22 protein-coding genes are annotated in these 25,966 nt (G+C 62.2%); 12 read left to right on the forward strand and 10 right to left on the reverse strand.

Features of this window, described 5'->3' with window-relative positions; all coding sequences use genetic code 11:
• Positions 1 to 206 precede the first annotated feature (206 nt).
• The 4 genes from CHB97_RS04600 to uvrC are packed head-to-tail and all read right to left on the reverse strand — an operon-like array spanning position 207 to position 3,489.
• A complete protein-coding gene (locus CHB97_RS04600; protein ID WP_089286708.1) occupies positions 207 to 683 on the reverse strand; it encodes a molybdenum cofactor biosynthesis protein MoaE in 477 nt (158 codons plus the stop codon).
• Positions 683 to 934 carry a molybdopterin converting factor subunit 1 gene (gene moaD, locus CHB97_RS04605; RefSeq protein WP_089286908.1) on the reverse strand — a complete coding sequence of 84 codons (252 nt, stop codon included), beginning with the start codon at positions 932 to 934 and terminating at the stop codon, positions 683 to 685. Before moaD ends, CHB97_RS04600 begins: the two co-directional genes overlap by 1 nt.
• Positions 934 to 1,509, reverse strand: a complete 576-nt coding sequence (pgsA, locus tag CHB97_RS04610; RefSeq protein WP_089286709.1) for a CDP-diacylglycerol--glycerol-3-phosphate 3-phosphatidyltransferase — start codon at positions 1,507 to 1,509, stop codon at positions 934 to 936. The genes moaD and pgsA overlap by 1 nt, the downstream gene beginning before the upstream one ends.
• A 51-nt stretch (positions 1,510 to 1,560) precedes the next feature.
• Positions 1,561 to 3,489, reverse strand: a complete 1,929-nt coding sequence (gene uvrC / locus CHB97_RS04615) for an excinuclease ABC subunit UvrC (RefSeq protein WP_089286710.1) — start codon at positions 3,487 to 3,489, stop codon at positions 1,561 to 1,563.
• 682 nt (positions 3,490 to 4,171) lie between these two features.
• On the opposite strand from uvrC, the gene CHB97_RS04620 reads away from it, so the two are divergent.
• Positions 4,172 to 4,807, forward strand: coding sequence for a TetR family transcriptional regulator (locus tag CHB97_RS04620; RefSeq protein ID WP_160105557.1), 636 nt, complete (start codon positions 4,172 to 4,174; stop codon positions 4,805 to 4,807).
• Between the two features lie 166 nt (positions 4,808 to 4,973).
• Positions 4,974 to 5,513 carry a phasin family protein gene (locus CHB97_RS04625; protein ID WP_089286712.1) on the forward strand — a complete coding sequence of 180 codons (540 nt, stop codon included), beginning with the start codon at positions 4,974 to 4,976 and terminating at the stop codon, positions 5,511 to 5,513.
• A gap of 115 nt (positions 5,514 to 5,628) precedes the next feature.
• Here CHB97_RS04625 and uvrA read toward each other — a convergent pair whose 3' ends face one another.
• Both uvrA and CHB97_RS04635 read right to left on the reverse strand, forming a co-directional pair.
• Positions 5,629 to 8,511, reverse strand: a complete 2,883-nt coding sequence (gene uvrA / locus CHB97_RS04630; RefSeq protein WP_089286713.1) for an excinuclease ABC subunit UvrA — start codon at positions 8,509 to 8,511, stop codon at positions 5,629 to 5,631.
• A gap of 108 nt (positions 8,512 to 8,619) precedes the next feature.
• Positions 8,620 to 9,000 carry an MmcQ/YjbR family DNA-binding protein gene (locus tag CHB97_RS04635; RefSeq protein WP_160105559.1) on the reverse strand — a complete coding sequence of 127 codons (381 nt, stop codon included), beginning with the start codon at positions 8,998 to 9,000 and terminating at the stop codon, positions 8,620 to 8,622.
• A 236-nt stretch (positions 9,001 to 9,236) separates the two neighbouring features.
• Here CHB97_RS04635 and ssb point away from each other — a divergent pair, with 236 nt between their 5' ends.
• The gene (gene ssb / locus CHB97_RS04640; protein WP_089286715.1) at positions 9,237 to 9,818 is read left to right on the forward strand and encodes a single-stranded DNA-binding protein; all 582 of its coding nucleotides are present in this window, start codon (positions 9,237 to 9,239) and stop codon (positions 9,816 to 9,818) included.
• Positions 9,819 to 10,318: 500 nt separating this feature from the next.
• Here ssb and uxuA read toward each other — a convergent pair whose 3' ends face one another.
• Positions 10,319 to 11,491 carry a mannonate dehydratase gene (gene uxuA / locus CHB97_RS04645; RefSeq protein WP_200819796.1) on the reverse strand — a complete coding sequence of 391 codons (1,173 nt, stop codon included), beginning with the start codon at positions 11,489 to 11,491 and terminating at the stop codon, positions 10,319 to 10,321.
• 557 nt (positions 11,492 to 12,048) lie between these two features.
• Between uxuA and CHB97_RS04650 the strand changes: the two genes are divergently transcribed.
• Positions 12,049 to 14,331 carry a TonB-dependent receptor gene (locus CHB97_RS04650; RefSeq protein WP_089286717.1) on the forward strand — a complete coding sequence of 761 codons (2,283 nt, stop codon included), beginning with the start codon at positions 12,049 to 12,051 and terminating at the stop codon, positions 14,329 to 14,331.
• A gap of 207 nt (positions 14,332 to 14,538) precedes the next feature.
• On the forward strand, positions 14,539 to 17,223 hold the full coding sequence (locus CHB97_RS04655) for a glycoside hydrolase family 2 TIM barrel-domain containing protein (RefSeq protein WP_089286718.1): 2,685 nt from the start codon (positions 14,539 to 14,541) through the stop codon (positions 17,221 to 17,223).
• Between the two features lie 225 nt (positions 17,224 to 17,448).
• Here the strand turns inward: CHB97_RS04655 and CHB97_RS04660 are convergent, their stop codons facing one another.
• Positions 17,449 to 18,231 (reverse strand): FadR/GntR family transcriptional regulator, encoded by a 783-nt coding sequence (locus tag CHB97_RS04660; protein ID WP_089286719.1) that lies wholly within the window; start codon positions 18,229 to 18,231, stop codon positions 17,449 to 17,451.
• A 276-nt stretch (positions 18,232 to 18,507) separates the two neighbouring features.
• Here CHB97_RS04660 and CHB97_RS04665 point away from each other — a divergent pair, with 276 nt between their 5' ends.
• From CHB97_RS04665 to CHB97_RS04680, 4 genes are all read left to right on the forward strand, one after another.
• Complete coding sequence (locus CHB97_RS04665; RefSeq protein ID WP_089286720.1) at positions 18,508 to 18,882, forward strand: YciI family protein; 375 nt, start codon at positions 18,508 to 18,510, stop codon at positions 18,880 to 18,882.
• Positions 18,879 to 20,132 carry an RNA polymerase sigma factor gene (locus CHB97_RS04670; RefSeq protein WP_089286721.1) on the forward strand — a complete coding sequence of 418 codons (1,254 nt, stop codon included), beginning with the start codon at positions 18,879 to 18,881 and terminating at the stop codon, positions 20,130 to 20,132. Before CHB97_RS04665 ends, CHB97_RS04670 begins: the two co-directional genes overlap by 4 nt.
• A 92-nt stretch (positions 20,133 to 20,224) precedes the next feature.
• The gene (locus CHB97_RS04675; protein WP_089286722.1) at positions 20,225 to 20,644 is read left to right on the forward strand and encodes a glyoxalase/bleomycin resistance/extradiol dioxygenase family protein; all 420 of its coding nucleotides are present in this window, start codon (positions 20,225 to 20,227) and stop codon (positions 20,642 to 20,644) included.
• A 377-nt stretch (positions 20,645 to 21,021) separates the two neighbouring features.
• Positions 21,022 to 22,392: a ribonuclease J gene (locus CHB97_RS04680; protein ID WP_160105561.1), complete on the forward strand. Its 1,371-nt coding sequence runs from the start codon at positions 21,022 to 21,024 to the stop codon at positions 22,390 to 22,392.
• Positions 22,393 to 22,486: 94 nt separating this feature from the next.
• On the opposite strand, the gene CHB97_RS04685 is transcribed toward CHB97_RS04680, so the two are convergent.
• Positions 22,487 to 22,945, reverse strand: coding sequence for an Hsp20 family protein (locus tag CHB97_RS04685; RefSeq protein WP_089286724.1), 459 nt, complete (start codon positions 22,943 to 22,945; stop codon positions 22,487 to 22,489).
• 293 nt (positions 22,946 to 23,238) lie between these two features.
• Here CHB97_RS04685 and CHB97_RS04690 point away from each other — a divergent pair, with 293 nt between their 5' ends.
• The gene (locus CHB97_RS04690; protein WP_089286725.1) at positions 23,239 to 23,640 is read left to right on the forward strand and encodes a DUF1465 family protein; all 402 of its coding nucleotides are present in this window, start codon (positions 23,239 to 23,241) and stop codon (positions 23,638 to 23,640) included.
• Here CHB97_RS04690 and CHB97_RS04695 read toward each other — a convergent pair.
• On the reverse strand, positions 23,637 to 24,989 hold the full coding sequence (locus tag CHB97_RS04695) for a TldD/PmbA family protein (protein ID WP_089286726.1): 1,353 nt from the start codon (positions 24,987 to 24,989) through the stop codon (positions 23,637 to 23,639). The two genes, CHB97_RS04690 and CHB97_RS04695, sit on opposite strands and share 4 nt — an antisense overlap.
• Positions 24,990 to 25,211: 222 nt before the next feature.
• Here CHB97_RS04695 and CHB97_RS26300 point away from each other — a divergent pair, with 222 nt between their 5' ends.
• Complete coding sequence (locus tag CHB97_RS26300; protein WP_160105563.1) at positions 25,212 to 25,370, forward strand: hypothetical protein; 159 nt, start codon at positions 25,212 to 25,214, stop codon at positions 25,368 to 25,370.
• A gap of 89 nt (positions 25,371 to 25,459) precedes the next feature.
• Complete coding sequence (locus tag CHB97_RS04700) at positions 25,460 to 25,951, forward strand: YajQ family cyclic di-GMP-binding protein (RefSeq protein WP_089286727.1); 492 nt, start codon at positions 25,460 to 25,462, stop codon at positions 25,949 to 25,951.
• Positions 25,952 to 25,966: the final 15 nt, after the last annotated feature.

The raw sequence follows: 25,966 nt of genomic DNA on the forward strand, positions 1-25,966 counted from the left end.
GCCTGACTGGAAAAGGAGCGATGAAAAAATTTCATTCTATATCAACATGTTGAGATTTTATGGCGTGAGGGCGTATGTCGGCGACACCGTCGGTTGCCGTCTTCATCCCTTCATCTGATTGTCAGAATAGGCGTTATATTGGGACGAAACAGTGAAGCGGGCGCGTGGTGGACAATTATCCGCAACCGACACTGTTTATTGACTGTTCAACCCGCCGGCTGGTCCCAGCGGCGGGCCGCTTCCTCATCGCTGTGGCGGCTGTCGACCCAGCGCGTGCCGCGGCCTGTCTCTTCCAGCTTCCAGAAGGGGGCCTTGCTTTTCAGCCAGTCCATCAGGAACCGGCAGGCATCGAAGGCGGCTTCCCTGTGCGCGCTGGCGCAGGCGACCAGCACGATCTTTTCCCCCGGCTCCATCCGGCCATAACGATGGATGATCAGGCAGGCTTCCAGCGGCCAGCGCGCCCGCGCCTCCGCCTCGATGGCGGCCAGCTGGCGTTCGGTCATGCCGGGATAATGTTCCAGGGTCAGGGCGCGCACGGTGCCGGCCTGTTCGCCCGCCTGCGGGTGCAGGTCGCGCACCAGCCCGGTGAAGCAGCAGACCCCGCCAATGCCGGGATTGCCCTGGGTCAGGGCGGTCAGTTCCGCCCCGATATCGAAATCCGCCTGCTGGACCCGGACAGCCATCAGCCCCCCGTCACCGGCGGGAACAAGGCCACCTCGTCACCCGGCACCACCGGATGGCTGAAGGGCACATATTCCTGGTTCACCGCCACCTTGACCACGGCCAGATTGGACAGGGCATCGGCATAACCGCCGCCGCGCGTCTGCAGATGGGCAATCAGCCCGGCAACATCGCGGATGCCGGGGGGCAGGGCCAGTTCCTCTTCGGCCAGCCCGATCTTGCTGCGCAGCCAGGCGAAATAAAGCAGCTTGATCATTCGTTCTTCCCCCCTTGCGGGGCCAGCATGTGGCGCAGGCCCGCGCGCAGATAATCCCACCCGGTCAACAGGGTCAGGGCGGCGGCTATCCACAGCCCGACTTCCCCGATGAAGGTCACCGGCCAGGCGGCCGGCCCATGATCCCCGACGATCAGCCAGCCGATGGCCAGCATCTGGATACCTGTCTTCCATTTGGCAAGCCGGCTGACCGGTACGCCGACGCGCAAGCCCGCCAGGAATTCGCGCAAGCCCGAGACCATCACTTCACGCAGCAGGATGACCACGGCCGGCAGCACGGCCAGCCCGGCAATATGCTGGTTGGCCACCAGCATGATCAGCACGGCCGCCACCAGCAGCTTGTCGGCGATTGGGTCCAGGAACTTGCCGATCAAGCTTTCTTCCTGCCAGGCGCGGGCCAGATAGCCATCAAACCAGTCGGTGATGCAGGCGGCCGCGAACAGCCCGGCCGCCACCCAGGCCGGCCAGGGGCCGGGAAAGAAGAACAAGGCCACCACAACGGGAATGATGGCGATGCGCGACAGGGTGAGGATATTCGGCAGGCTGGTCAGCATTGTGATGGGTGTTCTTTGCCGGCGGGTCGGGCAGGGGAGGCGGGCCGCATCCTAGCCCTCGGGATGGAAATGATCATAGATGATTTTAGCGACAGTTCGGTTGATGCCCTCCACCGCCTCCAAATCGGTCAGCCCGGCGCGGGAAACGGCGCGGGCGGAACCGAAATGCAGCAGCAAGGCCTTCTTGCGGCGGGGGCCGATTCCCGGCACCTCGTCCAGCGGTGAGGCGCTGATCGCCTTCTCCCGCCGGGCGCGGTGGGTGCCGATGGCGAAACGGTGCGCCTCATCGCGCAGCCGCTGCAGGTAATAAAGAACCGGGCTCTTATGATCCAGGCCGAAGGGGGGGCGGCCTTGCATGAAAAACCGTTCCCGCCCGGCGTCGCGGTCCGGTCCCTTGGCGATGGCGGCCAGACAGACATCCTCGATTCCCAGTTCGGCGAACACTTCCGCCACCACAGCCAATTGTCCTTCGCCACCATCGATCAGCACCAGATCGGGCCAATTCTCACCGGCGCGTTCGGGATCTTCCTTGATGACGCGCTCGAACCGCCGGGTCAGCACCTCCCGCATCATGGCGTAATCATCGCCGGCGGCTCCGGGCACCTTGATGTTGAACTTGCGATAGGCGTTCTTGATGAAGCCGTCCGGCCCCGCCACCACCATGGCGCCGATGGCGTTGGTGCCCTGGATATGGCTGTTATCGTAAATCTCGATCCGTTTGGGCGGCTCGCTCAGGCCAAACACTTCCGCCACCCCGGCCAGCAGCTTGGTCTGGCTGCCGCTTTCGGCCAGCCGGCGGCCATGCGCTTCCCGCGCATTGGTCACGGCATGGTCGATCAGCCGCTTCTTGTCGCCGCGCTTGGGCAGGTGCAGGTCCACCTTGTGCCCCGCCCGCACCGACAGGGCCTCCTGCAACAGGTCATGCTCGGTCAGCTCGTGGCTGACCAGCACCAGGCCGGGGGCGGCCTTGTTGTCATAGAACTGGGCGATGAAGGCGGCCAGAACCTCGTCAATCTCCTGCGCCTTGTCATGGCTGGGGAAATAGGCGCGGTTGCCATAGTTGCGCCCGCCGCGAAAGAAAAATACCTGGATGCAGGTCAAGCCGCCATCCTGATGGGCGGCGATGATATCGGCATCATCCACACCCTCGATATTGATATCCTGATGGGCCTGGATGGCGGTCAGCGCCCGGATACGGTCACGCAGTTTGGCCGCCCGTTCGAATTCTAGATTCTCGGCCGCTTCCTGCATGGCCTGGGCAAGATCGGCCTGGATATCCCGGCTCTTACCCTCCAGGAAGGCGCGCGCCTCATTCACCTGATCGGCATATTCGGGCGGACTGACCTTCTCCACGCAAGGCGCGGTGCAGCGCTTGATCTGATATTGCAGGCACGGCCGGGTGCGGGTGGAAAATACCGTATCGGCGCAGGTGCGGAGCTGGAAAGCCCGCTGTAACGCCGTCAGCACCCGATTGACGGCCCCCGCAGAGGCGAAGGGGCCATAATAATGGCCGGGCTCGCTGCGGGTGCCGCGATGCTTGGTCAATTGCGGGAAGGCATGGTCGCCTTTGATCAGGATATGTGGAAAGGTCTTGTCGTCGCGCAGCAACACATTGTAGCGCGGCATCAATTTCTTGATGAGATTCGATTCCAGCAGCAGCGCCTCCACCTCCGTATGGGTGGTGACGAACTCCATCTGCGTCGTCTCGGCGATCATCCGTTGCAGCCGGATTGGCAGCTTGACCGGCATCGTATAATTGGTCACGCGCCGTTTCAGGCTGCGTGCCTTGCCGACATAAAGCGCATCGCCATGATCATTCAGCATCCGATAGACGCCGGGACGGTCGGGCAGGGTGCGCAAATAGCCCTTGATCGTCTCAACACCCCGGTTGAGATCGGCCACGGTGCGTTTCGGCCGGCTGGGTACCGGCTGGGCGTCGGCGGAACTGCCGAGCGGATTTTGGTCGGATGGGTCGCTCATGGCCCAGCATGTGGCGCATAAGCCCGTCTTGGTCAATCTTGCTGCTGTCGATGCCAGCATCTCCCCGTTCGGCGCTGCCCGAAAGAGATATGTGGCAGCGCCGTTTCACACTTGACGAAGAGGAGAGCGGCAGCTTGCTGCGGCTTTTCCCAGTTCAGAGAATTCTTCCACGGAATCTGTGGATAAGTCTGGGGGGAAGTGCCGGGCTTTCCTGTGCGACCCTAGCGAAGCTGCGGCTTTCCCCTCTTTGCCCAAAAATTGGGCAATAAACTTATGTCTTTGATTTTTAATGCGTATCCGGAAGTCAAGCTATCACGCGGCTGTCACATCTGCAATTGAATGGCTTGACATTTGCGGCTGAGGGTCCGTAGCGCCACCCCCGATGGCCATGTGCAAAAGTTTAGGACCGTCTGCCCCTTGCAAGGATCGCTTTCGTTTCCCCGTCGTGGAGTGCAGCGCAACAAGGCTGTATGACGGGGTGCGCCATGGGGCCGCCCGGTGGGTTTTCTGCCTCATCCGATGGGGTGGTCGCTATGCCCTTGGCGGGTGTGGCGTGAAATTTTCCCCACCAGTCCGGGGCCGGCTTTCAATTCCCGGCATCAGGACCATTTCCATATTGATAGGGGAAGCGGCCTGTGCCGTCAGGCCCGGAGTATTGACGTGGTGGAGAGGGGAACGCGACATGTCGGACGAGACCGCGAATGGCACGCAGACGGTATCGACCAGGGATGATCGTCAGGCCGCCCTGGCGGCGGCGATGGAACTGATTGCCCGCCAGGGCTGGCGGGAGACCAGTTTGAAGGCGATGGCGGATCAGGCGGGGCTGCCGCTTGACCGGTTTTATCGCCTGTTCCCCAGCCGGCTGCATTTGCTGGCCGCCCTGGACCGCCATGCCGATGAGCTGGTGCTGGCGCAACCGGTTCCCGATCCGGACGATCCGCCGCATGACCGGCTGTTCGACGTGTTGATGCGCCGGATCGATGTGCTGGAGCCGTTTCGGCCGGGATTGCGTGTGCTGGCCCGCAATGGGGTTGCCATCCTGGCCGCCCCCGCCTTGGCCCCCGGCCTGCTTCGTTCCATGGGATGGATGCTGGAAGCGGCCGGGCTGGGGCGCGGCGGTGTGGCAGGGGCGTTGCAGCGACGCGGGCTTGCCACCGTCTGGCTGGCGACCCTGCGGGTTTGGCTGGAGGATGAGAGCCCGGACAAGTCCACAACCATGGCGGCCCTTGATCGCCATTTGAAACGCGCGCATGAGCTGTGGAACAGTTTGCCCCTCGCGTTACGCTCGTCTATCGGATCGAAACATCCAGCGAATTGATTTTATTGTGATTTTGTGCGGCGCAACAAAAAAGTTGACGAAAAAACGGGCAAATGCGATAGTTATCCACGGTTTTGCTGCAATGCAATAGCGGCGAGAACCAGTTTATAACCACCAATGGCACCAATCTGTGCCATGGATGAACAGCCCCTGGGGGACTCGACGTATGGCCAGCCCGATCAAGAATCCGTTCCTGGATTTCGACCCGTCCAAGTTCTTCGACCCGTCCAAGTTCTTCGATGCTTCCCGTTTCACGGATATGCAGAAGGGCTTTGCCGATTTTCAGAAGGGCTTCGCCGACTTCCAGAAGGGTTTCAGCGACGTGAAGCTGCTGTCGCCGGACTTTGAAGGTCTGCTGGCCACCCAGCGCCGCAATGTGGAAGCGGTGGTTGCCGCCAACCAGTTGGCGGTTGAAGGCTATCAGACGATTGCCCGTCGTCAGGCTGAAATTCTGCGCCAGTCCTTCGAAGAAGCCTCTGTGCTGATTAAGGAACTGGTTTCCGCCGGCACGCCGGAAGACAAGGTGGCCAAGCAGGCCGAACTGGTGAAGGGCTCCTTCGAAAAGGCGATTGCCAATATGAAGGAGCTGTCGGAGCTGGTGGCCAAGTCCAATACCGAAGCCGCTGAAGTGCTGTCCAAGCGCGTCAAGGAAAGCATTGAAGAGCTGCAGACCACGCTCTCGAAGCTGGGTACCAAGGGCGCCTGATAGCAGGCGCTGTCCCTGGGGGGCCGGTTCTCGGCCCCGAAGGTCAGCAGTTTAGAAAAACCCCGCACCAGCAATGGCGCAGGGTTTTTCTTTGCAGTGGTGACACGCGCAGGCTTTATACCGCCGCCTTCTTGCGCCCCTTGGTCGCCGGGGCTTTGGCGGCCTGGGTCTTGGCCTTCAGGTAGGGGGCAAGATAATGGCCGGTATGGCTGGTGCCCGACTGGGCTACCTGTTCCGGTGTGCCGGCGGCCACCACCTGGCCGCCGCCGGACCCACCCTCCGGCCCCATATCGATGATCCAGTCGGCGGTCTTGATGACCTCCAGATTATGCTCGATCACCAGCACCGTGTTGCCCTGGTCCACCAGCGTGTGCAGCACCTCCAGCAGCTTGCGCACATCCTCGAAATGCAGGCCGGTGGTCGGCTCATCCAGGATATAGATGGTGCGGCCGGTGGAGCGGCGGGCCAGTTCCTTGGCCAGCTTCACGCGCTGCGCTTCACCCCCTGACAGGGTGGTGGCCGGCTGGCCGATCTTCACATAGCCCAGCCCCACCCGATCCAGCGTTTCCAGCTTGTCACGGATCGATGGCACGGCGCGGAAGAACTCCGCCCCTTCCTCCACCGTCATATCCAGCGTGTCGGCGATGCTCTTGCCCTTGTAGAGCACTTCCAGGGTTTCGCGGTTATAGCGCTTGCCGTGGCAGACATCGCAGGTGACATAGACGTCGGGCAGAAAATGCATCTCGATCTTGATGACACCATCGCCCTGACAGGCCTCACACCGCCCGCCCTTGACGTTGAAGCTGAAACGCCCCGGCCCATAGCCGCGCGCCTTCGATTCCGGTAAGCCGGCATACCAGTCGCGGATGGGGGTAAAGCAGCCTGTATAGGTTGCTGGGTTGGAACGCGGGGTGCGGCCGATGGGTGACTGGTCGATATCGATCACCTTGTCGACATTTTCCAACCCATGGATGGCATCATGGTCGCCCGGATGCTCGCGCGCACCCATCAGCTTCTTTGCCAGCGCCTTGTAAAGCGTTTCAATGACGAGCGTGGATTTGCCACCGCCCGAGACGCCGCTGACACAGGTGAAGGTGCCCAGCGGGATGCGGGCGGTGACATCGCGCAGATTGTTGGTGCGGCAGCCCACCACCTCCAGGAACTGGCCCGGATGACCGGGACGGCGCACCGCCGGCACCTCAATCTGACGGCGGCCGGAAAGATATTGCGCGGTCAGGCTGGTCGGGTGCTGCATCACCTCCGCCGGGCTGCCCTGGGCAATGACGGTGCCGCCATGCACGCCGGCCCCCGGCCCCATATCCACCAGATAATCGGCCTCACGGATGGCATCCTCATCATGCTCGACGACGATGACGGTATTGCCAATATCGCGCAGGCGCTTCAGCGTGGCCAGCAGCCGGTCATTATCGCGCTGGTGCAGGCCGATGGAGGGTTCGTCCAGCACATACAGCACGCCGGTCAGGCCGGAACCGATCTGCGACGCCAGCCGGATTCGCTGGCTCTCCCCGCCTGACAAGGTACCGGACGCGCGGTCGAGCGCCAGATATTCCAGCCCGACATTATTGAGGAAGCCCAGCCGTTCGTTGATTTCCTTCAGGATGCGGGTGGCGATATCGCGTTCCTTCTGCGTCAGGTGCGCATCCAGTTCGCCAAACCATTCCCCTGCCTTGCGGATGGACAGGCGGGTGATTTCGGCGATGTTCTGGCCGCGTACCTTCACGGCCAGCGCTTCCGGCTTCAGGCGGGCGCCGCTACAGACCTCGCAGGGCTGGGAAGACTGGTACTTGCCCAGTTCTTCCCGCACCAGGGCGCTTTCGGTTTCCTTCCAGCGGCGTTCCAGATTATTGACCACGCCCTCGAACGGCTTCTTGGTCTCATAGGCGCGCATACCGTCATCATAGCGCATGGTGATCGGGCTTTTCCCCGACCCGAACAGCACCGTGTCCCGCACCTCCTTCGGCAGCTTCTCCCAGGGCAGGTCGACGGTGCTGTTGAAATGGCGGCAGATGCTTTCCAGGGTCTGCAGGTAATATTGCGAGGTGGAACCGGCCCAGGGGGCGATGGCGCCTTCCCGCAGGCTCAACCGTTCGTCTGGCACCACCAGCATGGGATCGAAATAATGTTTCGATCCCAGCCCATCACAGGCCGGGCAGGCACCGAACGGGTTATTAAAGCTGAACAGGCGCGGCTCCACCTCTTCAATGGTGAATCCGCTGACCGGGCAGGCGAATTTGGCGGAAAACACCGTGCGTTCGCCGCTATCCGCATTTTCGGCGAAGATCAGCCCGTCGGACAGTTCCAGCCCGGTTTCAATGGAATCGGCCAAGCGGTTGCCCAGATCGGCCTGCACCTTCAACCGGTCAACCACCACTTCGATATCGTGCTTCAGCTTCTTGTCCAGCGCCGGCGCGTCTTCGATCTCCATCAGCTCGCCATCGATCTTGACGCGCTGGAAACCGCGCTTGCGCAGCTCCGCCAGTTCCTTCTTGAACTCCCCCTTCTTGCCGCGCGCGATGGGGGCCAGCAGGTAAAGCCGCGTGCCCTCCGGCATGGTCAGGATACGGTCTACCATCTGGCTGACCGTCTGGCTTTCGATGGGCAGGCCGGTAACCGGGGAATAGGGGATGCCGATGCGCGCATAAAGCAGGCGCATATAATCATAAATCTCCGTCACCGTGCCGACGGTGGAACGGGGATTGCGGCTGGTGGTCTTCTGTTCGATGGAGATGGCGGGCGACAGCCCTTCGATGCTGTCGACATCCGGCTTCTGCATCAGTTCCAGGAACTGGCGCGCATAGGCCGACAGGCTTTCCACATAACGCCGCTGCCCCTCGGCATAGATTGTATCGAAGGCCAGCGAGGATTTGCCGGAACCGGACAGGCCGGTAATGACCACCAGACTGTCGCGCGGCAGATCCACATCGACATTCTTCAGGTTATGCTCGCGGGCACCACGGACGGAGATATATTTGTTCATGGCGGTCAGTCTGGCTCCAGGCCCGTGGCGTGCCGGGCAACGATCAAGGTCAGGCGGAGAAGATAAGGAAGTTGGCCGGCTTGCCAAGGTGCAGCCACCGCGATGCAGCTAGGCAGAGACGCTGAGTTGGGTCGCCAGCTTCTTCGGCGCCACGGCGCGGTAACTTTCCTTCATCCAATGGATTAGGTGGTCGGCATCCGGTGCCGTGCCGTCACCATAGATGAAGGTGACCCAGCCGGCCTTGCCCAGCCCATAGCCGGTGGGGCGCGCCTCCGCCCGCTCCAACGCGAAATCGCGGGAGAAGGGCAGTTTCATCGACAGGCGCAGCGCGCCATCATACTGGTTCAGGAACAGAAAAATCTTGCCCCGCACCTTCAAAACCCGTTCCCCCCAGGGAAAATCCTCCGCCACCTCCGGCAGGGCCAGGGCAGCAACAAGCAGGGCGCTTTCCACGTCCGGGAAGATGGGGGAGGGGGATGTGCCGGCCATGGCTGGAACCTCCGCTCTGGCGGGTGGCATACGATGGGCAACAGAATGCCCCGTTCCGTATCGCATTGCAATGTTCTTGTATTGTTCGCTGTTTTCTGTTTAACTCATCGCCGTCCGGCATCCTTCGTCTGATGGAAGAATGATTGAAGCCGTCGGGGCTTGGCGTGTAGTGTCGGCGAAACGGTCCTGGCGCTGTGCCTGGGGCTGCATTTAGTTTTTTTGCGAAAGAGCGACACATGGCGGGCAGCGTCAACAAGGTCATCCTGATCGGCAATCTCGGTAAAGACCCGGAGGTCCGTTCCCTGCAGAATGGCGGCAAGGTCTGTACCCTGCGCATCGCCACGTCGGAGAGCTGGAAAGACCGCGCCACCGGCGAACGTCAGGAACGGACCCAGTGGCACAGCGTCGTCATTTTCAATGAGAACCTGACTGGCATCGCCGAGCGCTATCTGCGCAAGGGCAGCAAGGTCTATGTCGAAGGCCAGCTGGAAACCCGCAAGTGGCAGGACCAGCAGGGGCAGGAACGGTACACGACGGAAGTGGTGCTGCGCCAGTTCCGTGGTGAACTGACCCTGCTGGATGGCCGTGAAGGCGGCGGCATGGGGGCCGCTGCTGGCGGCGGCGGTTATGATGACCGTGGCGGCGACTTTGGCGGCGGCAGTGGTGGCGGTTACGGCGGTGGCTACGAGGATCGTGGCGGCGGTGGTGGTGGCTATGGCGGCGGCAGCCGCGGTGGTTCCGCCCCGCGCAGCGGTGGAGGCGGTGGTGCCAGCCGGCCCAGCCCGGCCGCCGATCTGGACGATGAAATCCCGTTCTAACAGGATGCGGAAAAAGGCGTTCGCGTCGCGAGGCTTTCTAGTAAGATTAGGAAAGGAGGAGGCGAGAAACTGGTGATATCTTGCGATTTCTTAATAAGAAATTGACGGGAAAACCAGCCGTAGCAGCGAAATGGCTTTTCCGCACCCCGCTAAGTGTCTGTCCGGAAAATTATCCCGCCTTTCGAAGCCTTCCCCTTTTTCTACCGTCATTCCCGCGAAGGCGGCAATCCAAAACCCGCGATGTTATATGGGTTCCCGCCTTCGCGGGAAGGACGGTTAAGATATTGAAAAGTGATTGAAAATTCTTAGGTGACCTCTAAGGCTTGGTGACAATCATCGTAGCGCCATGCGCTGCGCGGTGGTGGTCCAGGAGAAACACCTTTCCATTATCCGTAGCGCAAAACGAATCAATCCAAGGCTACCGGCTTCCACTTGGTAGCCCTGGATCAGAATATGAGCGGTTGGTGGGAATCCCACCTCATGCCGGATGTCAGAAGATTCTAGCGGGAATGGCCGCGCTGGAAGCGGATGCCGCGTTCCAGTCCGCGCAGTTCCGCTAGACCGCGCATCCGGCCCAGCAGCGAATAGCCGGGGTTGGTGACGCGGTGCAGATCATCCAGCATCTGGTGACCATGGTCGGGCCGCATGGGAATAGGCCGCCCCTGCGCATCGGAAATGTCGCAGATGGCGGCAACAATGTCCGCCATGCTGGCATCGCCTTCCAGATGGGCTGCTTCATGGAAGGATTTGCCATCCCCTTCGCGCTGGACCGACCGCAGATGCACAAAGCCGATTCGGTCGCCCAGCCGCCGGATCATGCCCGGCAGGTCATTATCGGCCCGGACGCCAAAGGAACCGGCGCAGAAGCAGAGACCGTTGGCGAGGCTGGGCACCTGCTGGAACAGGTTGGTCACATCGGCCTCCGTGCTGACCACGCGCGGCAGGCCAAAAATGGGGAAGGGCGGGTCATCCGGGTGGACGACAAGCTGCACACCGCTCTGTTCCGCTGCCGGGCACACGGCTTCCAGGAATTGCAGGTGGTTGCGCCGCAGCTGATCAGCATCGATATCGGCATAGGTCTGGATGGCGGCCAGGAACTGGGCGGAACTGAAGCTTTCCTCGCTGCCCGGCAGGCCGGCAATGATATTGCGCTCCAGCGTCAGACGTTCTTCCTCGCTCATGGCGGCAAACAAGGTTGCGGCGCGCTGGCTGACCGCAGCGGTATAATCCCCTTCCGCGCCCGGTCGCTTCAGGATGAACTGATCATAGGCGGCGACGGCGTCCCAATCGAACCGCAGGGCACGGGCACCATCCGGCATGGCATAGGAAAGGTCTGTCCGCGTCCAATCCAGCAGCGGCATGAAATTATAGGTGACAACTCGAATGCCGCTGGCGCCGAGGTTCCGCAAAGTCTGGCAATAAGCATCGATCAATTGTGCCCAGTTCGCGGACCGGGTCTTGATCCCCTCATGCACCGGCACGCTTTCCACCACATCCCATGACAGGCCGGCGGCTTCGATCATGCGTTTACGGGCCTGGATATCGTCCAGCGTCCAGACCTCTCCATTGGGCACTTCATGGAGGGCGGTCACAATGCCGGCGGCCCCCGACTGGCGGATATCGACCAGGCGAACCGGATCCTTGGGGCCGAACCAACGCATCGTCTGCTTCATGAACATTCTGGAAATCCTCTGCACAGGCCCCGCGCCACTGGCTCGCGTGCCGGGGCCGCCTCTCTCAAAGTGCCTTTGCCATTCACCCGGATGGTCACGCTGGATTGATGACCGTTCGAACACCAAAAATCAAGAAAATTGGTAAGGCCAAAATAGTTTCTCTGAATCCATTGTTCCTGGGTAAGCCGACGGCAAATTCCCCTGGGTTATGCTGCGCCTGCCCTGCAGGTGGCCGAATTTATTTAGCGATACCTTGTATCGGCCAAACCGATAGAGCCCCTCTCCGCCTGGTGCGATCAGACAGAAATCTGGGGTTAGTGAATTGTTTTGAAAGAAACTGGTGGGGCTTACCCCTATGGAGCTTGCCACTGGCATGGCCGGTCTGGCCGATATACCTGTGCTTGACGGCCGCCAAGATTGAGCATTATTGGTAATGCCAGTTTACCGATCCGGTAAATCCAGTGGCTGGGTGGGGGCCTGTGTGGACCGGATCGTATCTCACCCAAGGCGGCCTGTATCTGTCCGTTCCAGATCAAAAATAAACTTTCAGGGAGTGAATGATGACGCGTTCCATGATGTGCTCTGCCGTGACCTTGATGTGTCTGGCAGCACCGGCCATCGCCCAAGGCACAGCCGACAATGCTGACTATGCGCTGGAAGAGATTGTCGTTACCGCGCAGAAGCGGCAGCAGAGCGCGCAGGACGTGCCTGTGGCCATGAGCGTCATCGGCGGCGATGCCCTGGCCAATGTCGGCGGCAGCAGATTGCAGGATCTGACCCAGCTTTCCCCCAGCCTGACCGTTACGCAAGGGGGCGACCAGAACAATAACTCTGTCGTTCTGCGTGGCGTCGGTACGTCGGCCTTCTCTGTCGGTGTGGAAGCCGCCGTGCTGGTGGTGATCGACGATGTGGCCGTGGGCCTGTCCGGCCAGGGCTTCAACGACCTGCAGGATATTGAACGGATTGAGGTGCTGCGCGGCCCGCAGAGCACGCTGTTCGGCAAGTCCGCCTCGGCCGGCGTCATCAACATCACCACCAAGGCGCCGACCGACACGTTCAGCGGCTCTGCCGAAGTGACGGTGACCGATGATGATGAGCAGCGCTATGCCGCCGGCCTGTCCGGCCCGATCAGCGATGAATTGAGTTTCCGGCTCAGCGCTGCCATCGGCCGCTATGATGGCAATATCAAGAATGTGACCAACGGTCGGATGATCAATGGCCGCGACACGGAGAATTACCGGGGCAAGCTGCTCTGGCAGCCGTCGGACAAGTTCGATGCTGCCCTGTCCGCTTATTATTCTAAGACCGAGGCGGATTGCTGCGAGTTTGTTTCGATCCGCAAGACGCCCGGCATCCGCAATCTGTTTGGTGTCACCACCAATTCTCAATTGGTGGGGATCACGCCCGGCCCCAATAATTTCGATGCCCGTGTCGATCCGGACCCGGTTTCAGACGCGAAGGATTATGGCGGCAATCTCAAGCTCAACCTGTATCTGGATGAGCATGTGCTGACCAATATTACCGCCCGCAGCCATTATTCCGCCAATGATCTGGCGGATTTCGACGGGGCCAGCGGTCCCCTGTTCGGCTTGCCCAACGGTCTGACCCAGTTTGGTTTCTTCCGGGGGGACACGTTCAGCAATGAACTGCGTCTGGCAACCACCAGCCAGTCCGACCTGCAATATGTTGCCGGCCTTTACTATGCCGATAACAGCTTCACCCGCCGTTTCACCCGCACCGGCCCGGCCCAGCCGGGCGATTGGCGCGGGGAGACCGGGTCCAAGACCTACGCGATTTTTGGTCAGGCCGATTATGCCATCGCCCAAGGCACCAAGCTGATCGCCGGCCTGCGCTGGAGCCGGGAGGATATCAGCTTCACCTATGACCGCTACCTTAATGCTGGTGGCAACCCGCCCTTCAAGACCAGCGGTTCCTCCGATGACAGCGTTGTGACCGGCAAGGCCGGCATTCAGCAGGAATTTGCCGACGATGTGATGGGGTTCGCCACCTATTCCCGTGGCTATAAGGGGCAGGCCTTCGACCTGACCACTTCCTTCACCCGGCCGGACAACCCGGCGCGCAACCCGGTACAGCCGGAAACCGCGAACAGCTACGAACTGGGCATGAAAGGCAGTTTCCTTAATCGTCGCGCCCGGTTGAACCTGACCGGCTTCCTGACTGATTATAATAACTTCCAGGCCCAGTCGCAGGTGGCGGAGTTCGGGGGCAGCCTGTTCCTGGCCAATGTCGGCAAGCTGCGCACCAAAGGGGTGGAGGCAGAGGGATCGTGGCTGGCCACGGACAGCCTGACCCTGAATGGCAGTGTTGCCTATGTTGATGCAGTCATCCGTTCCTTCCCCACGGCGGAATGCTATTTCGGGCAGACGGCGGCGCAGGGCTGCACCCTGCGGTCAACGGGTGGCCGCGCCCAGGATCTGGCCGGCCACACCTTGGCCAATTCCCCGAAATGGAAGTTCAATGTCGGGGCGGATTGGGAACTGCCGCTGGGGGAACTGCCCTTTACCAGCACGGTTAATGTCAATTACGCTTGGCAGAGCGAGGTGAATTTCGATCTGCGGGGCAATCCCAATACGGTGCAAGATTCCTACGGCATCACCAATCTCAGCATCGCCTTTGAGGATAAGGCCGAAGGTCGCTACCGGTTGACGCTGTTTGCCCGCAACCTGTTCGACAAGCATTATTTCTCCAGCGTCAATGATCTGACCAACGGCCTGATCGCCAATCCCTATCCGAACCCGTCCCCGGCGATTGACCTGCGCGGACGCCGGGCGCGCGATGCCAGCCGTTATCTGGGGGCCCGTTTCTCGATCAAATATTGATGTGATACCAATCTCCCTTGATCGTGACCGATCCAGGGAGATTTCGCGTTCCCTCAGGCGCCGGGCGGGCGCATCCGCGCCCTTGGCTTGCGCGGGCACGTGCCCGCGGGCCGGCGGTCGCCGGCCTCCTACCCGCCTAAAGTCAACCTTTAGGCGGGTAGGTATGAACCCTGTCATCAGCAGTCACACTCAGCTCGAAGGCTCCCGATGAAGCACACACTGCTCGCCACAACCTTCGCCGCCATCGTCGCACTGGGGACTTTCCCCGGTGTGGCCTGGGCCGAAACGGCCGGCAAGGCGGACCCACGGATCACCATGGCGCTGAAGGAGGGCTGGCGGTTCCGCCTGGGGAATGCGACCGGCGCGGAAAAGGTGGATTTCCCCGATGGGGGCTGGTCCACCGTTGCCGTTCCACATACCTGGAACCGGGTCGGCTATTACAAGATGCCCTCGCCGGACCGGATCAATAAGCCGGATAATCTGGAAAAGACCCAGGGTACCGGCTGGTATCGCCTGTCCTTCACCCCGTCAGCGGACTTCAAGGGCAAGCGCGCCTGGCTGCAGTTCGATGCAGTCAGCCGCCGGGCCGATATCTGGCTGAATGGCCAGTATCTGGGAAAGCATGATGGCGGTTTCTCCCGTTTCCGCCTGGATGCCACGGCGGCGCTGAAGCCGGGCCAGCCGAACCTGCTGGTCGTGAAGGCGGATAACAGTAAGCCGGTGCCGGGTGCGGCGACGGCCGATATTTTCCCGCTGGCCGGTGATTTCTTCGTGCATGGCGGCATCTATCGCAATGTCGCCCTGGTGGCGACCAGCGATATCCATGCCGACATGCTTGATCATGGCGGCCCTGGCATCTATGCCACGACCAAGGCGCTGGACGGGACCAGCGCCCAGGTGCAGGTCGCTATCCAGGCGCGCAACAGCGGCGCCCGCAAGGCCAAGGTCACAATCGTCACCAAGCTGGTGGATGCCGATGGCCGCGTCGCGGCGGAAGGAACGCAGACGGCCAGTTTGGCCCCCGGCGGCACGGCCAGCCTGGACCAGCCGCTATCCGTGACGAATGCCCGGCTGTGGCAAGGCACCGCCGATCCCTATCTCTATGATCTGGTGGTCGAATTCCAGGATGCACGCGGTCAGCTGCTGGACCGGGTGACCCAGAAATTCGGTATCCGTGAGGTGCGGTTCGACCCGGCCCGGGGCCTGATCCTGAATGGCAAGCCGGTGCGCCTGCATGGCGTCGGCCTGCATCAGGATCTGGAGGGCAAGGGCTGGGCGATGGATGAGCAGGACATCGCCGCCGATATCGCCATCATCCGGGAGATGGGGGCCAACACCATCCGGCTGACCCATTACCAACACGGCCCCACCATCCATGAACTAGCCGACCGCTACGGGCTGATCCTGTGGGATGAAATCCCGCTGGTATCGGCCTGGGCACCGCCCGGCGGCAAGGTGGCGACGGATGGGTTGCTGGCCAATGTGCGCCAGCAATTGCAGGAATTGATCCGGCAGAACCAGAACCATGCCGCCGTCGTCACCTGGGGCATCGCCAACGAGGTGGATTTCGGCACCACCCCGGTAGCCCCCTTCATCGGGATCACGCCCGGTTCCGATCCGGCCCCGTTGCTGCGGGAATTGCGGGTGTTGAGCACGGCCACCGATCCCAGCCGCCCCACGGTGCTGGCCACCTGCTGCGAAGGCGGCATGTTCGGTGACGCCTATATCCCGCTGGTGTCGGAAGAGGTGGAGCTGGCCGGCGCCAACCGCTATTTCGGCTGGTATTACGGTAAACCGGCCGATCTTGGGCCCAATCTGGATGCGCTGCGTGCAGCGCGGCCCAATCAGCCGCTTTCCCTCAGCGAATATGGTGCCGGCGGCGCGGTGACGATCCACACGGATGACCCGCTGGGCGGGCCGGTGGATGCGCGCGGCCGTGACCAGCCCGAAGAATTCATGAGCTATATCCATGAACAGGCTTGGTCGGTGCTGGGGCCGCGCGAGGATTTGTGGGCCAGCTGGATCTGGAACGCCTTTGACTTCGCCACGCTGGTGCGCCGGGAAGGTGACGCGGAGGATATCAATACCAAGGGTCTGGTGACCTATGATCGCAAGATCAGAAAGGACGCCTATTTCTTCTACAAGGCCAACTGGAACCCGGCCCCCACCGTCCATATCACCGGCCGCCGCTATGTCGACCGGGCCTATCCGGTCACCCCTATCCGGGTCTACAGCAACGCCCCCGCCACCGAGCTGCTGTTGAACGGGCGAAGCCTGGGGTTGCGCAAGGACTGCCCCCAGAAGATTTGCATCTGGGAAAATGTGCCCCTGGATGAAGGGAATAATGAGGTGACCGCCACCGGGCTGTTCACGGAAGGGGCGGTCACGGACAGTGTCCTCTGGACCCTGGCGAGCGGTTCTGCCGGCAGCTTCCGTATCGATAGCGGTGCGCTGGTCGCCGCAGAGGCCAGCGCCGGCCACTTTGGCTCCGATACTTTCTTCACCGGCGGGACGGCCCGCAATGTGCAGCCCCCCAGCGGTTACGGCCCGCCGCCACCCCGCAAACCGGTGAACGGCACCAGCGATACAGCATTGATCTCCAGCTATCGGGAAGGGGATTTCACCTATCGCCTGCCAGTGCAGGATGGCACCTATCAGGTGACCTTGTCCTTTATTGAGCCTGCCGCCGCAGCGGGGGAACGGCAGTTCGATGTCATCGCCAATGGGGAAAAAAAGCTCCGCGCCCTGGATATTGCCGCCAGCGCCGGGGCACCGCTGACCCTGGTGCAGCGGGATTTCACCGTCAAGGTCAAGGGTGGCAACCTCACTTTGCAGTTCGTCCCGATCAAGGGTCAGGCCATCGTCTCGGCGGTGGAGGTGGTGCGGAAATAAAGGGAAAGGCGGCCTGATACCAAGGGGCATGGGACATGACCCTTGGAGGCCGGCGACGGCCGGCTTAGCACCCTCATGGGCGCGTAAGCCACGCTGCCGGAGGCAGCGCCCGGGGTCTGAGGGAGCATATGGATACCAAGAGTCATGATCCATGGCTCTTGGTATAAACTGGTCAGGCCGCCTTTTGCATTGACGGGTAGGGGGCTCTGGGCGGATCGGGGCCCTTTATCCAGCAAGTTTGGTATAGCGTTCGCGCTTCTTGCGCGCGGCATTGCGCGCCTCTTCAATGGCCTTTTCCTCGGTGGCGAACAGCAGGCTGTCCAGCACGGCGGTCAGATGCGCGCGCATGGCGGTGCGCGCCGCCGCCGGGTCGCGCGCGCAAAGCGCGTCATAGATGGCGGCATGTTCATCAACGACAGGCTTGATATTGGCGCTGCGCGCCTTTTGGTGCAGCAGGGCGCTTTCCGGCGACAGGGAGCGCAGTTCCCACAGCCGTTCCACAGTCTCCAGGATTGCGGAATTCCGTGTCGCCCGCGCGATGGCAACATGAAAGGCGCGATCCGCCTTCTCCGTGCCGGAGGGATTGTTGTTTTCTCGCTGAATTTCCCCAATCAGATGGGCGAGGTCGGCCAGTTCATCATCGCGGATCTGCGTGGCGGCAAGGGCCGCCGCCTCGCCTTCGAACAGCAGCCGCGCCTCCGACAATTCGAAGGCGCTGATGTTGAAGCCGGTCATATCGTTTTTGCCGGGCAGGCGTCTGACATAGGCGCCGGAGCCGACACGCACCTCAACAAAGCCCTGCACTTCCAGGGCGATCATCGCTTCGCGCACCGTGGGGCGGGAGACATTGTACTGCAAGGACAGTTCGCGTTCTGCCGGCAGCCGGCTGCCCACGGTATAACGACCAGAGGCCAATTCCGTGATCAGGCGGCGCGCCAGATCCTGATAAAGCCGGTCACCCGACGGCATGTCGGGGCGCGAAGGGCGATCCGCCACAGCATCACTCATAAGGCTCTCCAACCTGGCCTTACCCAATCGTTCAAGACACCAGACCCATTGGAATTGGTCTGGCATCTTTTTATCATGACGTTTCCGATCTACCTAGGGGCTGTTTACATACGGCATCACGTTGGAATTCTCCCGCCACTCAAATTCTGCTTCACGACTGCGCAATTCATGAGCCTATCCATCGCGAGGGGCGCCGTAAAAAATCCCGCAACCTGCTGTCGGCATCCGGCATAATCCAGCGTCCTTGGAAGCGACAAGAACGAGGGAGGCTGCGCCGTGCTGTACGCCATTCTTTGCTACGATAATGAGGATGTGGTCGGCTCCTGGAGCAAAGAGGAGGACGATGCCGTCATCGGCAAGCTCTCCGTGGTGACGGAGAAACTGGCCCAGGCCGGGCGGCTGGGCCCCGTCTTCCGCTTGCTGCCGACCACGGCGGCCACCACGGTGCGCAAGGGCCGGGAGGCGCTGGTGCTGGACGGTCCGTTCGCGGAGACCAAGGAACAGTTGCTGGGCGTCTATATTGTCGATTGTGAGGGGCTGGAAGAGGCGGTGGAAACCGCCCAGGAACTGGCCCGCGCCAGCGGCACCAACGGTTGCTATGAGCTGCGGCCGCTGTCGCTGTTCATGCCGGGGGCGGTTGCCGGGTCATGAATGCCGAACCACCCGATCCCGCCTGGATCGACCGCACCCTGGTCTGTGCCCGGCCGCAGGTGGTGGGCGCCCTGCTGCGCTATTTCCGCGATCTGGAAAAGGCGGAGGAAGCGTTTCAGGAGGCGTGCCTGCGGGCATTGGGGCACTGGCCGCGTAACGGCCCGCCGCGCGACCCGGTGGCCTGGCTGATCATGGTGGGCCGCAATGTCACGCTGGATCATGTGCGGCGCCAGGCCCGCCAGCAGCCTTTGCCGGATGAAGCACTGCTGTCCGAGTTGGAGGATGCGGAAACGCCGCTGGCCGACCGGCTGGACAATGCCGATTACCGGGATGATGTGCTGCGCCTGCTGTTCATCTGCTGCCACCCGGATTTGCCGGCCACGCAGCAGATTGCCTTGGCGCTGCGCATTGTCTGCGGCCTGTCGGTCAGCCAGATCGCCCGTGCCTTCTTGGTGAGTGACAGCGCCATGGAACAGCGCATCACCCGCGCCAAGGGGCGCATCGGCGCCGGCGATGCTCCCTTTGAGACGCCGGGGCCGCTGGAACGGGCGGAGCGGTTGGAGAGTGTGGCCGCCATGCTCTACCTGCTGTTCAACGAGGGCTATTCGGCCAGCGGGGAGCAACTGCGCGACCGGGCGCCGCTATGTGCTGAGGCCATCCGCCTGACCCGGCTGCTGCTGCGCCTGTTCCCGGCCGAGCCGGAGATCATGGGGCTGCTGTCGCTGATGCTGCTGCAACATGCCCGCCAGAAGGCGCGGTTCGATGCCGATGGCGGTATCATCCTGCTGGAGGCACAGGACAGGTTTTTATGGAACCGCACCATGATCACCGAGGGAACGGCCCTGATCGACAAGGCGGTGCGCCATCGCCGGCGCGGCCCCTATCAGTTTCAGGCGGCCATCGCCGCCCTTCATGCCAGTGCCGCCAGCCCGCCGGAAACCGACTGGCCGCAGATCGAATTGCTGTACCGCGGGCTGGAACAGATCCAGCCGTCGCCGGTGGTGACGCTGAACCGGGCGGTGGCCCTGTCCAAGGTGGCGGGGCCGGCGGCGGCTTTGGACCTGATCGACCCGCTGGCTGAAAGGCTGGACAGTTATTTCCATTATCACGGGGTGCGGGGCGCCTTTCTGATGCAGCTTGAACGGCGGGGGGAGGCGCGGACCGCCTTCGACCGCGCCATCGCCCGCGCCCGTACCCCGGCAGAGGCGGCGCAAATTCGGCAATATCTGGATCAGTTGGCGACTTCCTGAAAATATTTGCGGCACCCTGTCGGCCCGATAGGATGTCTGCCGTCCTTGGAACGCCTCCCGAAGGGAAGGGGGCGTAGCCGGAGGATGGATCGATGAGCGAGCAGGATAAAACCCCGCAGAACCCGCCCGTATATGGGGGCGTGGTGCCGCATATCGTGGTCAGTGATGCCAGCGCGGCGGCCGATTTCTACAAGCAGGCCTTCGCGGCCGAAGAGGTGGCGCGGATGCCGGCCCAGGATGGCAAGCGCTTGATGCATTGCCATCTCTACATCAATGGCGGCTCTTTATTGTTGTGCGATGCCTTCCCCGAATATGGCCATCCATTGCAGCCGCCGCAGAGCTTCACCCTGCATATCCATGTCGCCGAGGATGTGGATGGCTGGTGGAACCGGGCGGTGGCGGCGGGCGCAGAAGTGGCCATGCCGCTGGAACGGCAGTTCTGGGGTGACCGGTATGGCCAACTGCGCGACCCGTTCGGTGTCAGCTGGTCGGTCGCCTCCTCCGCGGCGTGATGCCAACCCGCCTGAATGTTTCGCTTCAGGCGGGTTGGAGGCCGGCGACTGCCGGCCCGCCGCACGTGCGGCGTAAGCCAAGGGCGCGGATGCGCCCGCCCGGCACCTGATGGAGATTGATATCATACCCGCCCCCATGGCGGGGCAGGGATGCGGGACCGTTTGGTTGATTGACAGTTCGCCGACGGTCCCGCATACCTAAGCCACCTATGAATAAAGATTTGCTAGGCTCCGCATATGCGGACCAAACCGCCAACGCCCCCGTCGGGTCCGTGGCGGACCATCGGGAAGATGTTGGGACCACCACGTCCAAGGTTATTCCCTTAAACCGATATACTGATTTCGGTTCGCGCTGGCCGGTTCCCGGCCGTGGCGAAGTGCTGGTTGTGCCCCTGGGTGGTTTGGGCCGCATCGGCATGAACTGGACCCTTTATGGCCATGATGGGGCCTGGCTGCTGGTGGATGCCGGCATCAGCTTCCCCGATGAAGGGCATGAGGGCGTGGACGCCATCGTTCCCGACCCCACCTTCCTGGCCCCCATCCGTGACCGGCTGCTGGGCCTGATCGTCACCCATGCGCATGAAGACCATATCGGCGCCATTGACCGCCTGTGGCCCTTTGCGCTGAACGTGCCGATCTGGGCTACGCCCTTTGCCATGGGCATGATCTCCCGCCGGCTGGAAGAACAGGACAATCTGGATGCGGTGACCCGGCATGTGTTCACTGTCGGCTCCAGCTTCAAGGTTGGTCCCTTCACCATTGATACGGTGCGGCTGACCCACTCCATTCCCGAGCCGGTGGCCTTGGCCATCCAGACCGGGGTGGGCACGGTGCTGCATACCGGCGACTGGAAGTTCGATCCCGATCCGATGATCGGCCAGCCGACCGACAAGGAAAAACTGCGCCGTCTGGGCGATGCCGGCGTGCTGGCCATGCTGTGCGACAGCACCAACGCCCACAAGGATATGCCGGTCACGTCGGAGGCGCAGGTCCGCGCCGCCTTCGCCCGGTTGTTCGCTACCCGCAAGGGGCAGATCGCCATCTGCTGCTTTGCCACCAATGTGGCCCGCGTGGCCTCTGCTGCCGTCACCGGTGTGGCCGCTGGCCGCAAGGTGGCGCTGGCCGGGCGTTCCATGCGCAATTCCGAGGCGGTGGCCCGTTCCCTGGGCCTGCTGGATGGTGTGCCGGACTTCCTGGCCGAGCCGTCCCATCTGAAGGGTCTGGCCAAGTCCGAAGTGGCGCTGGTCTGCACTGGTGGGCAGGGCGAAGAGCGTGCGGCGCTGGCCCGTCTGGCCCGTGGTGACCGTCGTTTCCCCGCCTTCGGCGCGGGTGACACGGTGGTTCTCTCCGCCCGCATCATCCCTGGCAACGAGGAGGCGGTGGAAAAGGTTGTCTCCAAACTGCGGCATCGCGGGGTGGAAATCCTGATGGGCACGGATCTGCTGAACGGCTTGCCGTTGCATGTTTCCGGCCATCCCGGGGCCAATGAGCTGCGGGAACTCTATGAACTGGTGCGTCCGCGGTTTGCCCTGCCGGTGCATGGCACGGAAATGCACCTGACGGCCCATGCCCGTCTGGCCCGTGAGGCCGGGGTGGAGGCAGCGCTGGTGACGGAAGAGGCGGAGCTGATCCGCCTGACGCCTGCCGGTGCCCGCGTGCTGGGCCACGTGGATGCCCCGCTGCTGCATCTGGAAGCGGATGAAAACGGCGACCGGGTGCCGTACCGCCCCCGGATGGCGCTGGGTTAAAGAAAAAGGGGGCCGGTCTTGGCCCCCTTTTTTTATGCCGAATCATGCGACCAGCGATGGGATATCCCATCGCTGGTCGCTTCCGTTAAATTTGTTACGCGGCGACAGGGGCGGGAACCGCCTTCTGGGCGACATTGGCGATGATCGGAATGGTCCGGGGCTTCAGGGTTTCCGGCACTTCCCGAACCAGGCTGATATGCAGCAGGCCGTTTTCCAGATTGGCTTCCGTCACGCGGATATGGTCGGCCAGCTGGAAACGCCGCTCGAAGGCGCGGCCGGCAATACCGCGATGCAGGAAGGTACCGCCCTCCTGCTCCTTAGCCTTGCCCTGCACGATCAACAGGTTAGGGTGGGCAGTGATGTCGATATCGTCGATGGCGAAACCGGCCACCGCCATGCTGATGCGATAATTATCGTCACCCAGCTTTTCAATATTATAGGGCGGATAGGCGCTGCCATTATCCTCCCCGTTCATCGCAGCCTCCAGAAGGCGCGTCACGCGGTCAAAGCCGACGGTGGAACGGAACAAAGGCGACAGGTCATAGCTACGCATAGGTATCCTCCACGAGCGATACAGGTGACGGGAACCCCCGATCTCGGCCGGTTCCCTGGCTATATGGTCCCGGACCCCCGCTTGGGCTGCCCGTCCATGCTATTGAGTTAAGCAGGCCCCGCCGCCGCTTCAAGAGGGGGGCGGGGTGAAAAAATCGTACCCCGGCCGGGTTGGTGGAAATCGCAAGCGGCCTACACCATACGCTTTGGGATTGGTTGCCAGCCGGTGCTGTTAGACCTTAGACTGTTTAGCAGCGAAACGGCGCGAGGAGCGCCGTCAGAGGGGAGATCAGGGTGAGCGGACCGAGCCCCTTCATCGATAAGGCCTATGACGAAACAATGTCCCTGCTGGTGGAGGCGCGCAATTATGTCGCCTTCCAGGAAGGGGTTGATCAGCGCAGTCTGGCACCGGGCCAACGCCTGCAGGTCTCCTACGAATCGATGCGCGTCACCAGCCGGTTGACCCAGGTGATGGCCTGGATGTTGGCGCAGAAGGCCGTCTATGCCGGGGAGATGACGCAGGCCCGCGCCGTGGGGGAGGAGTTTGCCCTCTCCGGTGGTGAAATCTGCTCCGACCCTTCCGGGCCGGATAATGCTGAATTGCCGACGGGGCTGCGTTCCCTGCTGGAACGCAGCCACAGCCTTTATATGCGGGTCAGCCGCCTGGAAGACATGGTGCGGCAGGCGGTAGCTTAGATACCCGCCACCGTCATCCCCTCAATCCGCAGGGTCGGCGCGTCGATACCATGGCGGCGCTCCAGATCGCTGGCCGGGGTCAGGTTGCGGAACATGTCCTTCAGATTGCCGGCCACAGTGATCTCACTGACCGGATAGGCAATCTCCCCATTCTCGATCCAGAAGCCGGCAGCGCCGCGCGAATAATCGCCCGTCACCCCATTGACGCCCTGGCCCATCAGGGAGGTGATGTAGAGACCCTGCTTAATGTCTGCCATCAGCTCCTTGGGCGACAGGCTGCCCGGCTGCATATAAACATTGGTGGGGCTGGGGGAGGGCGGGCCGCCCGTGCCGCGCGACGCGTGGCCGGTGGTAGTCAGCCCCAGCTGACGCGCTGAACGCAGGTCCAGCAGCCAGGTGGTCAGCACCCCGTCGGCAATCAGCTCCCGCCGCTGGTTGGCAATCCCCTCTGCATCGAACGGCTTGGAGCGCAGGCCGCGCCGCAGATGGGGGTCTTCCACGATGGTGATGCCGGGGGCGAACACGGCTTGGCCCAGCTTGTCCTTCAGGAAGCTGGTGCCGCGCGCAATGGCCCCGCCGGAAATCGCCCCGCAGAGGGAGCCGATCATGCCGCCGGACAAGCGCGGATCGATGATCACCGGCACCGACTGGCTTTTCACCTTGCGGGGGTTCAGCTTGGCCACCACCTTTTCGCCGGCCCGGCGGCCGATCAGCGCGGGGTCTTCCAGATCGCTGCCATAAACGGTTGAATGGTAATCATAATCCCGCTCCATGCCCGTATCCTGGCCGGCCAGCACGGAGACGGAAAGCGAACGGCGGGAGACGCTGTAGCCGCCGACAAAGCCGTTGCTGGCCGCCAGCACCACATGGCTGCGACTCCAGCTGGCATCGGCCCCGTCGGAATTGGTGACGCCGGCCACGGCGCGGGCGGCATCCTCCGTCCGTTGCGCCGCCTCGATCAGTTCCTCGGCGGTGGGTTCTGCCGGGTCGCACAGGTCCAGATCCTGCCAGTCATGGGTGATGGCATCCGGATCGGCGATGCCGCAATAGGCATCGGGCGGCACGGCCCGCGCCATGGCCACGGCGCGTTCTGCCAGTTCCGCCAGCATCGCCGGGGAGCGGTCGGTGGAAGAGACCATGGCCATGCTTTGGCCGACAAAGACCCGCAGCCCCAGATCGCCGCCTTCCGACCGCTCGATTCCCTCCGGCTTGCCCAGGCGGGTGGAAAGCGACAGCGAGGCGCCATCCACCAGCAGCGCATCGGCCGCGTCGGCCCCGGCGGCACGGGCGCGGCGGATCAAATCTTCCAGCAGGTTGGCTGAATCGGCGTCAAAGCGCGGCTTGGTCATCGGCACGGGTCCATCTTGGGCGCCCTCGTCCGGGGCTGTCCCTCTCATCTAGCACCGCCGCCCCAGGGGTAGAAGCCCCCATTCTGTGGCGATCATGTCACAGGGGGAGACTGTTACCAATTCGACAAGATCGGAATGATCCGCGTCATCTTTCAGAAAGGGTGAGGGGGATATGGTGCGTATCAGACCAAAAGCGTTTGCGTGCTGCCAGGGAGGCCGATCATGCGGGGGATGAAACGATTAAACCACCGGACCACATTGGCCCTGCAGGCCCTGCTGCTGGCCGGTCTGGTGTTGGTGGTCGCCCTGTCGGCGACCGACAGGGCCGTACAGAAAGATGCCGCCAGCGCGGCAGGTGCCTCCGCTGTCATTGGGGGCTGACGGCCTTTTCCGTGACGATACGGGTGGTGCGGTGGTAAGCTGCGGCCATCCCGTTTGTTCGTTGCCTAAAAGGATGGACGTTCAGAGCCATGCCGTCTTTCGACATCGTTTCCAAGACCGAGATCGCCGAGGTCAATAACGCCGTTCAGGGTGTGCTGCGTGAGCTGCAGACCCGATTCGACTTCAAAGGTTCCAAATCCACCATGGAACTGAAGGAGAAGGAAAACGAGATCATCATCCAGACAGAGGATGACACCAAGCTGGAGCAGCTGCAGGAAATGCTGAAAGGCTATTTCGTGCGCCGCAAGCTGGATCCCGGCTGTCTGGACTGGTCCAAGGAAGAGAATGCCGCCGGTGGCACCAAGCGCCAGGTGGTGAAGGTGAAGCAGGGGATCGAGCAGGCTTTGGCCAAGCAGATCGTCAAGGCCCTGAAGGACAGCAAGATGAAGGTGCAGGCCGCCATTCAGGGCGATGAACTGCGCATCTCCGGCAAGAAGATCGATGATCTTCAGGCCGCCATCGCGCTGGTGAAGGGGCTGAACATCGAACAGCCGCTGCAATATTTGAACTTCCGCGACTGAGTGGGAGCGTATTTC

It is taken from the genome of Azospirillum sp. RU38E (genome assembly GCF_900188385.1).
Lineage (GTDB): Bacteria > Pseudomonadota > Alphaproteobacteria > Azospirillales > Azospirillaceae > Niveispirillum.

Coding starts and splice junctions, on each gene's coding strand:
- uxuA (WP_200819796.1), bottom strand. CDS start 11,491: ATGAAGCAGACGATGCGTTGGTTCGGCCCCAAGGATCCGGTTCGCCTG.
- uvrC (WP_089286710.1), bottom strand. CDS start 3,489: ATGAGCGACCCATCCGACCAAAATCCGCTCGGCAGTTCCGCCGACGCC.
- uvrA (WP_089286713.1), bottom strand. CDS start 8,511: ATGAACAAATATATCTCCGTCCGTGGTGCCCGCGAGCATAACCTGAAG.
- CHB97_RS04650 (WP_089286717.1), top strand. CDS start 12,049: ATGATGACGCGTTCCATGATGTGCTCTGCCGTGACCTTGATGTGTCTG.
- CHB97_RS04685 (WP_089286724.1), bottom strand. CDS start 22,945: ATGCGTAGCTATGACCTGTCGCCTTTGTTCCGTTCCACCGTCGGCTTT.
- ssb (WP_089286715.1), top strand. CDS start 9,237: ATGGCGGGCAGCGTCAACAAGGTCATCCTGATCGGCAATCTCGGTAAA.
- CHB97_RS04600 (WP_089286708.1), bottom strand. CDS start 683: ATGGCTGTCCGGGTCCAGCAGGCGGATTTCGATATCGGGGCGGAACTG.
- CHB97_RS04620 (WP_160105557.1), top strand. CDS start 4,172: ATGTCGGACGAGACCGCGAATGGCACGCAGACGGTATCGACCAGGGAT.
- CHB97_RS04625 (WP_089286712.1), top strand. CDS start 4,974: ATGGCCAGCCCGATCAAGAATCCGTTCCTGGATTTCGACCCGTCCAAG.
- CHB97_RS04655 (WP_089286718.1), top strand. CDS start 14,539: ATGAAGCACACACTGCTCGCCACAACCTTCGCCGCCATCGTCGCACTG.
- CHB97_RS04670 (WP_089286721.1), top strand. CDS start 18,879: ATGAATGCCGAACCACCCGATCCCGCCTGGATCGACCGCACCCTGGTC.
- CHB97_RS04695 (WP_089286726.1), bottom strand. CDS start 24,989: ATGACCAAGCCGCGCTTTGACGCCGATTCAGCCAACCTGCTGGAAGAT.
- CHB97_RS04635 (WP_160105559.1), bottom strand. CDS start 9,000: ATGGCCGGCACATCCCCCTCCCCCATCTTCCCGGACGTGGAAAGCGCC.
- pgsA (WP_089286709.1), bottom strand. CDS start 1,509: ATGCTGACCAGCCTGCCGAATATCCTCACCCTGTCGCGCATCGCCATC.
- CHB97_RS04660 (WP_089286719.1), bottom strand. CDS start 18,231: ATGAGTGATGCTGTGGCGGATCGCCCTTCGCGCCCCGACATGCCGTCG.
- CHB97_RS26300 (WP_160105563.1), top strand. CDS start 25,212: ATGCGGGGGATGAAACGATTAAACCACCGGACCACATTGGCCCTGCAG.
- CHB97_RS04700 (WP_089286727.1), top strand. CDS start 25,460: ATGCCGTCTTTCGACATCGTTTCCAAGACCGAGATCGCCGAGGTCAAT.
- CHB97_RS04675 (WP_089286722.1), top strand. CDS start 20,225: ATGAGCGAGCAGGATAAAACCCCGCAGAACCCGCCCGTATATGGGGGC.